Raw genomic sequence first — 11,239 nt, forward strand, 5'->3', positions numbered from 1 at the left:
CCCCGGCGAGGACGTGAGGGTGAACACGGCGATCGAGGTCAGGTAAAGGCGCTCGGTGCCGAACCGGTCGGCGGCCCTCCGGTCAGTGGGATCACCGCTCCGAGCGCGAACATGTAGCCGGTCGTCACCCACTGGATGGTCGACGACGGCGAGGCGAACTGGCGGCTGAGGATGTCGATGGCGACGTTGAAGATCGTGGAGTCGAGGATCTACGTGAAGCTACCGAAGATCACCGCGACCGCGGCACCGATCACTGGGCCGTCAAGACGCTGCGACGGAGTTGCAGGGGCGGTGGCGGTCACGTGTTCTCCTCCAACTTCGACAAAAGCGGTCGCAGCGGCTTCGACAGCGCACGCCGCTCGTCGTCCGCGATCAGCCCGATCGGGCCGGGGATCGCGTTCGGGTGATTGATACTCAGTAGCCGGACTTCGAGCCGTAGTAGGTCGGCTTACGCGGCGTGTAGTGCTCCTCCAGCGCGGTCACCTCGTCATCGGTGAGCGTGACGTCCAGGGCGGCGACAGCGTCGGTGAAGTGGTGGGGCTTGGTCGCCCCGACGATCGGGGCGGAGACGACCGGGTTGCGCAGCACCCAGGCGAGGGCGACCTGCGCCATCGGGATACCGCGGGCCTCCGCGATCGCCTGGACGGCGTCGACGGTGCCCTGGTCGGTCTTCAGCCACAACGGAGTGCCCGAGGAATCGGTCGACGGGTTGGCCTTCCCGCGCGTCGTGGACGCCTGGCCCCAGGGTCGGGTCACCAGGCCTGCGGCCAGCGGGGACCACGGGATCGCGCCGACGCCCTGGTCGGCCAGCAGCGGGTACATCTCGCGCTCCTCCTCGCGGGCGACGAGGTTGTACTGGTCCTGCATGGAGACGAACCTCGTCCATCCGTGCAGCTCGGCGGTGTACTGCATTTTGGAAAACTGCCACGCCCACATCGACGAGGCGCCGATGTAGCGGACCTTGCCGGCCTTAACGACGTCATGCAGTGCTTCCATCGTCTCTTCGACCGGGGTGTTCGGGTCGAAGCGGTGGATCTGGTAGAGGTCGATGTAGTCGGTGCCCAGCCGCTCCAGGGAGGCGTCGACCTGCTCGAAAACGGCCCGCCGGGAAAGGCCCGACCCGCCGGGGCCAGTGCCCATCGGCGAGAACAGCTTGGTCGCCAACACGACGTCTTCCCGCCTGGTGTACTTGCGGATCGCCTCGCCGGTGATCTCCTCGCTGGTGCCGTTGCCGTAGATGTTCGCGGTGTCCCAGAAGGTGATGCCGAGTTCGACGGCCTGCCGGAAGATCGGCTCCGCAGCCTCGGCGTCGAGGGTCCAGGCGCCCTGGCGGCCGCCGGAGGCGAAGCTCATGCAGCCCAGCGCGATCCGGCTGATCTTCATTCCGGAGGTTCCCAGTCGTGTGTAGTCCATGTCATCCAGTCAACGTCGATGCGTGTGTGGGAGGGAGTGACTGCTGTTACCCCTCAGCCAGGGGCTGTGGTGCGGCGCGTGGTCGGTGACGCCCGGCTCGCGATGGTGAGCGAGGGCCGGGCGCTCCTGCCCGAGGGGCTGAGTGGAGCGGCCGGCACGCAGGGGTTGGGGCGTGACGCCCCTGGCTGCTTTTACCAGCGGCCGTGCTGGTGGACGCCGTCCTCGGCGCCGGTGAGGGATCCCCAGTACTGACCGGTGGGCGCGTCGGCCGGGAGGGTGGCGAGGGTGGTCACGATCTCGGCGGCCTGCTCGGGGGTGCGGTGCCCGGTGCGACCGTTGAAGTCAGTAGCGACGTAGCCGGGGATGGCCGCGCTGACCTTGATCGGGGTGTCGCGCAGCTCCTTGGCGTACTGCCCGGTGATCATGTTCACCGCTGCCTTCGTGGTCGGGTAGACCAGGTCGCGCAGATACTGGTACATCATCGACTCGGGGTCGTCGAGCATCGCCGACAGTGACCCGACCTCGCTGGAGATGTTCACGATCCGCGCGGCGGGCGCTTGACGCAGCAGCGGCAGGAACGCATTGGTCACCACGACCGAGCCGAACACATTGATCTCGAACATGTTGCGCAACTGGGCTCGGGTGACCTCGCTCGGGATGGCGTCCGGGGAGCCAATGCCGGCGTTGTTCACCAACACGTCCAGCTTGCCCCGCTCGGTCTTCACGCGCTCGGCCGCGGCGGCGATCGACTTGTCGTCGGTGACGTCGATCTGGATGTAGGTGACGTCCAGGCCGCCGGCGTGCAGTTGCTCGGCGGCGTGGGTGCCGCGGGTCTCGTCGCGGGCGCCGAGGTAGACGGTCATCCCCAGCTCGGCGAGTTTACGCGCGGTGGCGAAGCCGATGCCCTTGTTCGCGCCGGTCACCAGCGCGATCTCGCGTTCTGCGTTCATCAGACACCTCTCGTTGTCACCGCCGGGTGGCCGCCCGGCGTGGCCTGTCACGATTCAGGCAACCCGATCCGCCGACCGGTAGGGAGTGCGAGGTTAGGCAGGACTCCGCAGAGCCTCCATAACCGGCAGCAGGGTGGGGATGATGAAGGGCATGAACGGACGCCACGACCTGCGGGATTTCCTGATGTCGCGCCGCGCGAAGCTGACGCCGGAGGACGTGGACCTTCTTTCCTACGGTCAGCGCGCCCGGCGCGTGCCCGGGTTGCGGCGCGATGAGGTCGCCCGGCTCGCCGGGGTCAGCGTTGACTATTACGCGCGGTTCGAACGCGGGCAGGTCCCCGGTGTCTCCGACAGCATCCTCGACGCCGTCGCCCGGGCGCTGCGGCTGACCGACGTCGAGCGCGAGCACCTGGGCGACCTGGTGCGCGCTCTCGGCCCGGCCCGCTCGCGAAGCCGGCGGCCCAAGGCCGCGGCGATCCGGCCGAGCATCCAGCGGTTGCTGGATGCGATGGATGGCACCGTGGCCGCGTTCGTGTGCAACGCGAGCATGGATGTCGTCGCGTACAACACCCTCGGCGCGGCTCTGTTCAGCAACTGGCGTACTGCCCCCGGTCAGGTCCCCAACCAGGCCCGGTTCCTGTTTCTTGAGCCTGCCGCTCGTGAACTGTTCGCCGAATGGGATACCAGCGCCGAGGGGATCGTCGCGATCCTGCGCGCGCACGCCGGCCGCGAACCTCACGACGTTACCCTGGCCGCCCTCATCGGTGAGCTGTCCATGCGGAGCGATGCCTTCGGTGTCCTGTGGGCCCGGCACGACGTGGGCAATCGCTACTCGGGCGTCAAGCACTTCCACCACTCCCAGGTCGGCGACCTGACGCTGGATTCCGAGGTGATCCCGCTGCCGGCTGACCCGGGCCTGACCTTGATCACCCACTGCGCGCCTGCCGGCTCGCCGAGCGACGACGGGCTCCGGCTCCTGGCGTCCACGATCGGCCTGCATGCGGCCCCGGCGAAGTAGCCGGTCGGTGGCGGAACCTGCATGAGCAGGCCTGCCGCCGATGCCCGGCTCCGAGATCTACAGGAGCTGTACGGGGGCGTGGGGGTCCTGGGCGCCGTTGACCGGGAGCAGCAGGGTGTGCCGACTGACTTGCTCCAACTCGGCGACAGCCGCCTCGGGCAGGGGCACCTCGAGCGCCGCGGTGTTCGCGGTGAGCTGCTCGACGGTGCGCGGGCCGATGATGATCGAGGTCACGCCCGGACGGTGCGCGATCCAGGCGAGAGCGACCGCCGCAGGGGTCTGCCCGAGTTCTCCGGCGATTCGGACCACGGTCTCGGCGACGGTGAAGTTCTCCTCGCGCATGAGGTCGTCTGCCAGCGCGTCGCCGGTGGGACTGCCGGCGCGGCGCAGCCTCGCGATACGGCTGTCGTCGTCGGGTGCGCTCTGCTGCTGGTAGCGGCCGGTGAGCAGGCCCCCGCCCGGGGGCGACCAGACGAGGGCGCCCATGCCGAGCTCTTGCGCGGTCGGTAGTACCTCGGCCTCGATGTAGCGGGCGACGAGCGAGTACTGCGGCTGGATGCTGATGATCGGGGCGGCGTTCAGCCGTTGTGCGGCCCACTGCGCTTTGACGATCTGTGCGGCGGTGAAGTTGGACACGCCGATGTAGCGGACCTTGCCGGCGCGGACGAACCCGTCGAGGGTGGCGATGGTCTCCTCGATGGGGGTGTGCGGGTCCCAGTGGTGGACCTGGTACGATCACCGCCCATCTGACGCGGTGGTGCTGATCCGTGTGCGGGTCCCAGTGGTGGACCTGGTACAGGTCGATGTAGTCGGTGCCCAGCCGCCTGAGGCTGGCCTCCAGCGCGCGGGTGAGGTGGCGGCGGGACGCGCCCTTGTCGTTCGGGCCGGGCCCGGAGGGAGCGGCGGCTTTCGTGGAGATCACGACGTCGTCGCGGCGCCTGGCGATTGCGCGGCCGACGACTTCCTCGGCTTCGCCGGCGGAGTAGATGTCGGCGGAGTCGATGAGGTTGTGCCCGGCGTCCAGGAACGTGCCGATGATGCGGGTCGCGTCTTCCTGCCTGACGGAGGCCATCGGGTGGGTGATCCCGAAGTTCATCGTCCCCAGGCACGCCTTGGAGACGAACATGCCCGAGTTGCCCAGTGTGTTCAGCGTCATTGTCAGTAGCCCGTCGGCTTCCTGGCGGTGTAACCAGACTCGAGCTCGGCGGTCTCCTCGTCGGTGAGTTCGATCTCGAGCGCGGCGACGGCGTCGGCGAGGTGGTGCGGCTTGGTCGCGCCGATCAGCGGCGCGGTCACAAGGGGGTTGCGCAGCAGCCACGCCAGCGCGACCTGCGCCATCGGCACGCCGCGCGTGTCGGCCACGCGCTCGACGGCGCGAGCGATCGGCTCGTTCTCCGGCTGGTCGAGCATCATCGCGGAGATCGGGTCCTGGCGGGCCCGGTCAGTGACCTGCCCCCACGGGCGCGTCAGGCGCCCGCGGGCCAGGGGGCTCCAGATCAGGGAGCCAAGCCCCTGGTCCTGGATCAGCGGGAACATCTCCCGCTCTTCCTCGCGCTGCATGAGCGAGTACTGGTGCTGCATCGACACGAACGTCGACTGGTCGCGCAATTGGGCGGTGTACTGCATCTTCGACAGCTGCCACGCCCACATGGACGAGGCGCCGATGTAGCGGACCTTGCCGGCCTTGACGACGTCGTGCAGCGCCTCCATCGTCTCCTCGACCGGCGTCTCGGGGTCGATGCGGTGGATCTGGTACAGGTCGATGTAGTCGGTGCCGAGCCGGGTGAGGGAGGCGTCGACCTGTTCCATGATCGCCTTGCGCGACAGGCCCGAACCGCCCGGTCCCTCGTGCATGGGGAAGAACACCTTGGTGGCCAGGACGACGTCTTCGCGGCGCGAGTATTTCGTGATCGCACGGCCGACGATCTCCTCGCTCAGTCCGGCGCCGTAGGCGTTGGCGGTGTCCCAGAGCGTGATGCCGAGCTCGACGGCCTGCCGGAAGATCGAGCCGGCCTGTTCTTCGGTCATCGCCCACGGGTTCCACTCGTCCCGGCCAAAGCTCATGCATCCCAGGGCGATGCGCGATACGCGCAACCCGGACTGTCCCAACCTCGTGTACTGCATGCTTCCCTCTACTTTCATGGTGGTGGCGTCCTGCGTCACGCTATTTCCGTCCCGCGGGGTTAGGGAGGACGCCTCAGTGCCCCGGTAACGGCCGCCCGCCGCAGAGTGGCCGGTGGCGGGATCATCGGACGGTCGTGTGGTCAGCGCAGGCCGACCCGCCGCAGCCAGGACAGGACGGCGGCGCCCGCCTGGCGGACCTCTTCGCCACGTACAGCGAGCCCGTCCCCGACGGTGGCGCCGGGGCAGGCTGCCGCGTACTCCTCGGGTGTGGTGCCCAGCCCGCTCACGGCGTAGGTGACGACGGGCAGGACGGTCTTTCCGGTGAAATCGAGGCTTTCGGCAAAGGTGCGCATGATCATGGGCGGGCGAACGTTCCAGACTCCGCTGCCCAGCAGCACGATGTCGTAGCCGTCAATGGCCGGCGGCGGGATGACGAGGGCAGGCCGGGCGTCGGCCTCCTGCTCACGCACATTGCGCGTCCTGGTGTCGTCGTAATCGTCGGAGTACGGGTCGGCGGCCTCGATGCGGTGGACGTCGCAGGCGATACGCTCGCTGATCATGCCCGCCAGCACTTCGGTGTTGCCGACCTTCAGGTACTTGCGGCCCCCGTAGTGGTAGTTCTCCCCGGCGCGCGAGAAGTAGGCCAGCAGGACACGTGATCCGGTTCCGGTCGGCGTGGCGGGCGTCGCCGGAGTCGGGGCTGCATCGTGGGCGCTGTTCGTGGTCTGGGTGCTGCAGCCCATCAACCAGGTGCTTCCCGTGACCGCCAGAGCGGTCGCGCCGGTTGTGCGCAGGAACCCACGTCGAGGTAGAGGGCCGGTCACCGCGGGCCGGCCAGAGTGTGGCGTGGATCGGTCATGCTCACGCAAGCGCCTCCTAAACGGCGGTGTCGGTGGTGGAGTTGGCGGGCACGCAGAGCGGGGTCCGCCTGGCCGGGACGATGACGATCACGACGGTGAGGAACGCCGTCGTGAGCAGGATGGAGGAGCCGGTGAGCGTGGCGCTCACGTGCGCGGCGTCGAGAGCCCCGGTGTGCGCTGAGGCGGCGACGAGAAACATGCTGCCCCCGCTTCGTGGGTCGGAGGCTCTCAGTCAACGATGATCCCGGCGGGCCAGGGAGTGACCCTTGTTCGGGGTACTGGCGTTACCTCCTTAACGCCTGACACGTTGCTTACCCTGGGGTTATGGGCCAGATCGACCACCGCGCCGAAGTCCGCGAGTTCCTCAGCTCGCGGCGGGCGCGCATCACTCCCCAGCAGGCAGGACTACCCGCCTACGGCGGCAACCGCCGTGTCAAGGGACTGCGGCGGGAGGAGGTCGCGATGCTCGCCGGTGTCTCCATCGACTACTACGTCCGTATGGAGCGGGGGAACCTGTCCGGCGCCTCCGACAGCGTGCTGGACGCCCTGGCCCGCGCCCTGCAGCTGGACGAGGCCGAGCGCGACCACCTGTTCGCTCTGGCCCGAGCCGCCGGCCCGGGCCCCCGCCGCCATCGCACGCCGGCGACCAGTGTGCAGCCGGCCATCCAGCAGGTGCTGGATGCCATCACCGACGCACCGGCCTGGGTGCGCAACGGCCGCCACGACATCCTCGCCATGAACCGCCTCGCCCGCGCCCTGTACGCCCCCGTCCTGGCCGACCCGCGCCGCCCGGCCAACACCACCCGGTTCATCTATCTCGACCCGGCCGCGCGCGAGTTCTTCGTCGACTGGGACCGAGTCGCCAACGACGCCGCCGCCATGCTCCGCCTGGAGGCGGGCCGCCACCCGCACGACCGAAGGCTGATCGAGCTGGTCGGTGAGCTATCGACACAGAGCGAGGTCTTCCGGCAGCGCTGGGCCTCTCACGACGTGCAGTTCCACCGCAGCGGTCGGAAACGGCTGCGCCACCCGGTTGTCGGCCGGCTCGACCTGAACTTCGAATCGATGGAGCTGCCCTCGGAGCCCGGCCTGACCCTCAACGTCTACACCGCCGCCCCCGGCACCCCCGCCGCCGACGCACTCAAGATGCTCGCCAGCTGGGCCGCCACCCAAGATCTCGCCGAGGCGCAGCAGACGGCCCCGGACCAGAGCTGACCCGCGCCACCAACACCGCCCTGGCCGAGGCCCGCTCCATCGACATCCTGACTCCGCCTCCAAAAGAACGTCCTAGAAGGACGTCCCAACGGAGGCGCCTACAGCGTGCCCATACCCCTGCTGCCACCGGGGTACGGAGCCGCGCAGCGGGCCGGAAAACCCTCTGGGGGGTACTGCCGTTACCTGGAACAGCAGACCCTGCCGCGCGTCCGGGCCTGCCGGTTGGATGGGGATGACCAGGGAAAAGCCGGCTCAGCCGCCAACTCGGTGGCCGGTTTGTGAGGTGGTCATGGCACCTTCCCTGGGCAGACCTCAAGGCCCTGCGACAGCAGCGCGAGACCAGGCGCACCGATCAGCTGGCCGCAGGCAGGTCCGACGAATACGAGACGAAGACCCTGGCCACACCCGGAGGAGCACACATGGCCATCAGCGACGTCGCGCGGCGCAATCACCAGGAGCTGTTCCCCGGCCACATCTCGATGCTCACACGTACCGACCCCGAACTCATCGAGATCTTCGACAACTTCGCCTTCGACGAAGTCCTGCGCCATGGGAACCTCGACACCCGGACCAGGCTCATGGTCCAGCTCGCCGCCATGATCGCCTGCCAGGCGGTGAGCGAGTACCGGGTCATGCTGGGCGCGGCGCTGACGGCAGGCGTCACCCCGGTCGAGGCGAAGGAGATCGTCTATCAGACGGTGCCGTACGTGGGCATGGCGAAGGTCTTCGACTTCCTGCACGCCACCAACGATGTCCTGACGGAGCGGGGCGTCGAGCTGCCCTTGCCCGGCCAGTCCACCACCGCCCCCAAGACTCGCTTGGAGCAGGGCCTGGCGGTGCAGAAGCAGATCGTCGGCGCCGAGAGGGTGGAAGGGCTCCACGCCTCCGCGCCGCAGGACGAGCAGCACATCCAGCGCTACCTGTCGGTCAACTGCTTCGGCGACCACCTCACCCGCACCGGCCTGGACGTGCCGACGCGCGAGCTGCTGACCTTCGCCATGCTGGTCTCGCTCGGCGGCTGCGAGGCTCAGGTCAAGGGACACGTCGCCGCCAACCTCAACGTCGGCAACGACCGCGCCCGCCTGATCGGGGTACTGACCCAGCTCATCCCCTTCATCGGCTACCCACGCACGCTCAACGGCCTGCGCGTGCTCGACGAAGTGACCCTGTGATGACGCACACCTGGCTCATCAGCGGCATCGCCACCCCCGACGCCCGCGCCACCACCATCAAACTCACCCCCGAAAGGTCATCATGAAGCACATCAAGCTGAGCGATCTGGACGTCTCCCGCATCGGGCTGGGCTGCATGGGCATGTCCCACGGCTTCACCGGCGCCGGCAGCGACGACGCCGAGTCCATCCGCACCATCCACCGCGCACTCGACCTGGGCGTCACCTTCCTGGACACCGCGGAGATCTACGGTCCGTACGTCAACGAGGAACTCCTCGGCAAGGCGCTCAAGGGCCGCCGCGACCAGGCGGTGCTCGCCACCAAATACGGCCTGGTCTCCCACGCCGGCAACGGGCCGTGGAACCTCGACAGCAGCCCCGCCAACATCCGCACTGCGGTGGAGGGCTCGCTCAAGCGCCTGGGCACCAACCACATCGACCTGTACTACCAGCACCGCGTCGACCCGCAGGTGCCGATCGAGGACACCATCGGCGCGGTGGCCGAACTCGTGCAGCAGGGCAAGGTCCGCCACATCGGCCTGTCGGAGGCGTGGCTGGACACCATCCGCCGCGCCCACGCCGTCCACCCGATCACCGCACTGCAGTCGGAGTACTCGCTGTGGACCCGCGACCAGGAGCAGGTGCTGCCGCTGCTGCGCGAGCTCGGCATCGGCCTCGTCGCCTACTCCCCGCTCGGCAAGGGTTTTCTGACCGGGAAGATCCGCTCCGAAAGCGACTTCGGCCCCGACGACTTCCGCGCCACCAACCCCCGCTTCACCGGCGAGAACTTCCAGCGCAACCTCGCCCTCGCCGACCAGGTGCAGGCCATCGCCGCCGAGGCCGGCGCCACGCCCGCGCAGGTCGCGATCGCCTGGCTGCTGAGCAAGGGCGACGACATCGCCCCCATCCCGGGCACCAAGCGGGTCGCGCGGCTGGAGGAGAACGCCGCCGCCGACGGCCTCGTCCTGACCGCCGAGCAGCTCGCCAAGCTCGACAGCCTGCCCCCGGCCGCCGGCGGGCACCACAACGAAGCGCAGATGGAGATGATCGAACGCTGACCGGCCATCCCCGCTGCCCTACCAGAGAAAGGGACCTCCCATGAGGACGGTCACGCTCAACAACGGCGTCGAGATGCCAGTCATCGGCTTCGGCGTCTTCCAAGTCCAAGGCGGCGACTGCGAACGCGCTGTGCGCGAAGCACTCGAAGTGGGCTATCGCTCCATCGACACCGCCCAGGCGTACTTCAACGAGGAAGAGGTGGACCGAGCGCTCGCGTCCAGTAGTGTCCCTCGAGAAGAGATTCGTCGGCGGCAACCTCGCCCGTCACCTGGCCGCCCAAGGCCACACTATCGCTGGCCTCGCCCGCACCGAAGCTGCCGTCACCGCCCTCGAAACCCGAGGCATCGCTCCAGTCGCCGCCGACCTGGATACGCGCCGCCCCGCCGCCATCGAGGCGGCCCTGCGCGCGGATGCGGTTATCTACGCCGCCCAGGCCGACCCGGACCAGGAGAGTGCAACCGCTCGGGAACTGGCCGGCGCGTTGGCCGGAACAGGCAAGACGCTCATCTTCCTGTCCGGCAGCGGCGTCCTGATGCAGCGCACCGCAGGCTGCTGGAGCCCGGACGTCTTCGCCGAGCACGACGCTTTCACGCCGGAGCCGCTGGCCGAGTTCCGCAAGGCCGCCGAGGACACCGCCCTGGCCGCCGCCGGTGACGGAGTGCGTTCCATGGTCATCCGCCCCGGTCTGAACTGGGGCCCCGGCGACCACGGCCACCCGGCCCGCATCGCACCATCGGCATCGGCCAGCACTTCCAGCACATCCTGGTAGGCACGAGGCAACACCGAAACCTTCATGCCCGGCCGCCACCGGGGCACCGTGATCACCCCGATCGGTGACCCAGCCGAACCCGAGGCCACCTCGTCCGCATCACCGAACTGCTCACGACCGCCGGCCTCGCCGAACTCGTCCGCAACGGGCCATGGCTCCACCGGATCGGCAGACTCACCCAGGATCTCCTCCACGGTCTCCCGAATGATCACCAACCGCGACAACATCTCCTCCGCGGCCGCCAGTTCCTGACGTAACCGCGCGACCCGCTCCCGAGCAGCCGCTTCCCGCCGCGCCAACTCCTCCTGCAACGAGCCCATCGCGATCGCCTCCACCCCGCACGGTAAGACGACCCGCCCACCACGACCAGACCCTCAACATCCCAGGTCAGTCGCTCCCTGCAAACGAGCTAAACCCACCGCACTTGGGCGATGCCGCCGCCGATCCCAGGCCACCCGCCCGGACGGTGCTCAGGTCCCTACGGACGGCCGATCGCCTTGCGGAGATCGTTCACCAAAGCGGCGTTGAAGTGCGGATTCGGGCCGTGAGGTGATACCTCGAGTATGCGGCCCTGCGAGGCGCGCTCGAAGATCGATGTGAAGTGGCCTTCGAAGAACCCCTGGCTCTGGGCGTCGATGACTTCGAATGCCGCTGAAGCAG

The 11,239-nt window shown here is 68.6% G+C and carries 11 protein-coding genes and 3 pseudogenes; 6 read left to right on the forward strand and 8 right to left on the reverse strand.

The features are described 5' to 3' along the window. Positions 1 to 414 precede the first annotated feature (414 nt). Both ACIHFD_RS64965 and ACIHFD_RS64970 read right to left on the reverse strand, forming a co-directional pair. On the reverse strand, positions 415 to 1,413 hold the full coding sequence (locus tag ACIHFD_RS64965) for an aldo/keto reductase (protein ID WP_397375456.1): 999 nt from the start codon (positions 1,411 to 1,413) through the stop codon (positions 415 to 417). Between the two features lie 191 nt (positions 1,414 to 1,604). After that, positions 1,605 to 2,363, reverse strand: coding sequence for an SDR family oxidoreductase (locus tag ACIHFD_RS64970; protein ID WP_397375457.1), 759 nt, complete (start codon positions 2,361 to 2,363; stop codon positions 1,605 to 1,607). A 151-nt stretch (positions 2,364 to 2,514) separates the two neighbouring features. On the opposite strand from ACIHFD_RS64970, the gene ACIHFD_RS64975 reads away from it, so the two are divergent. Beyond that, positions 2,515 to 3,381: a helix-turn-helix transcriptional regulator gene (locus ACIHFD_RS64975; protein WP_397375458.1), complete on the forward strand. Its 867-nt coding sequence runs from the start codon at positions 2,515 to 2,517 to the stop codon at positions 3,379 to 3,381. Between the two features lie 57 nt (positions 3,382 to 3,438). Here the strand turns inward: ACIHFD_RS64975 and ACIHFD_RS64980 are convergent. The 5 genes and pseudogenes from ACIHFD_RS64980 to ACIHFD_RS65000 all read right to left on the reverse strand — a co-directional run. Further along, positions 3,439 to 4,101, reverse strand: a pseudogene (locus ACIHFD_RS64980) (aldo/keto reductase); the annotation flags it as partial. Positions 4,102 to 4,156: 55 nt separating this feature from the next. Further along, positions 4,157 to 4,537: pseudogene (locus ACIHFD_RS64985) on the reverse strand (aldo/keto reductase); the annotation flags it as partial. Positions 4,538 to 4,539: 2 nt separating this feature from the next. Further along, positions 4,540 to 5,445: an aldo/keto reductase gene (locus tag ACIHFD_RS64990; RefSeq protein WP_397375459.1), complete on the reverse strand. Its 906-nt coding sequence runs from the start codon at positions 5,443 to 5,445 to the stop codon at positions 4,540 to 4,542. A 200-nt stretch (positions 5,446 to 5,645) separates the two neighbouring features. After that, the gene (locus tag ACIHFD_RS64995) at positions 5,646 to 6,248 is read right to left on the reverse strand and encodes a flavodoxin (protein ID WP_397375460.1); all 603 of its coding nucleotides are present in this window, start codon (positions 6,246 to 6,248) and stop codon (positions 5,646 to 5,648) included. A gap of 133 nt (positions 6,249 to 6,381) precedes the next feature. After that, positions 6,382 to 6,564 (reverse strand): hypothetical protein, encoded by a 183-nt coding sequence (locus ACIHFD_RS65000; protein WP_397375461.1) that lies wholly within the window; start codon positions 6,562 to 6,564, stop codon positions 6,382 to 6,384. A gap of 134 nt (positions 6,565 to 6,698) precedes the next feature. Here ACIHFD_RS65000 and ACIHFD_RS65005 point away from each other — a divergent pair, with 134 nt between their 5' ends. The 5 genes and pseudogenes from ACIHFD_RS65005 to ACIHFD_RS65025 all read left to right on the forward strand — a co-directional run bounded on the left by ACIHFD_RS65005 (position 6,699) and on the right by ACIHFD_RS65025 (position 10,579). Continuing rightward, complete coding sequence (locus tag ACIHFD_RS65005) at positions 6,699 to 7,580, forward strand: helix-turn-helix transcriptional regulator (RefSeq protein ID WP_397375468.1); 882 nt, start codon at positions 6,699 to 6,701, stop codon at positions 7,578 to 7,580. A 419-nt stretch (positions 7,581 to 7,999) separates the two neighbouring features. After that, on the forward strand, positions 8,000 to 8,752 hold the full coding sequence (locus ACIHFD_RS65010; RefSeq protein ID WP_397375462.1) for a carboxymuconolactone decarboxylase family protein: 753 nt from the start codon (positions 8,000 to 8,002) through the stop codon (positions 8,750 to 8,752). Between the two features lie 82 nt (positions 8,753 to 8,834). Continuing rightward, positions 8,835 to 9,809 (forward strand): aldo/keto reductase, encoded by a 975-nt coding sequence (locus ACIHFD_RS65015; protein WP_397375463.1) that lies wholly within the window; start codon positions 8,835 to 8,837, stop codon positions 9,807 to 9,809. Between the two features lie 73 nt (positions 9,810 to 9,882). Next, positions 9,883 to 9,993: pseudogene (locus ACIHFD_RS65020) on the forward strand (aldo/keto reductase); the annotation flags it as partial. Between the two features lie 40 nt (positions 9,994 to 10,033). Further along, the gene (locus ACIHFD_RS65025) at positions 10,034 to 10,579 is read left to right on the forward strand and encodes an NAD(P)H-binding protein (protein WP_397375464.1); all 546 of its coding nucleotides are present in this window, start codon (positions 10,034 to 10,036) and stop codon (positions 10,577 to 10,579) included. A gap of 478 nt (positions 10,580 to 11,057) precedes the next feature. Here the strand turns inward: ACIHFD_RS65025 and ACIHFD_RS65030 are convergent. After that, the coding region (locus ACIHFD_RS65030; RefSeq protein ID WP_397375465.1) for a hypothetical protein at positions 11,058 to 11,239 on the reverse strand (182 nt) is incomplete at its 5' end.

This window comes from Nonomuraea sp. NPDC051941 (assembly GCF_044593615.1).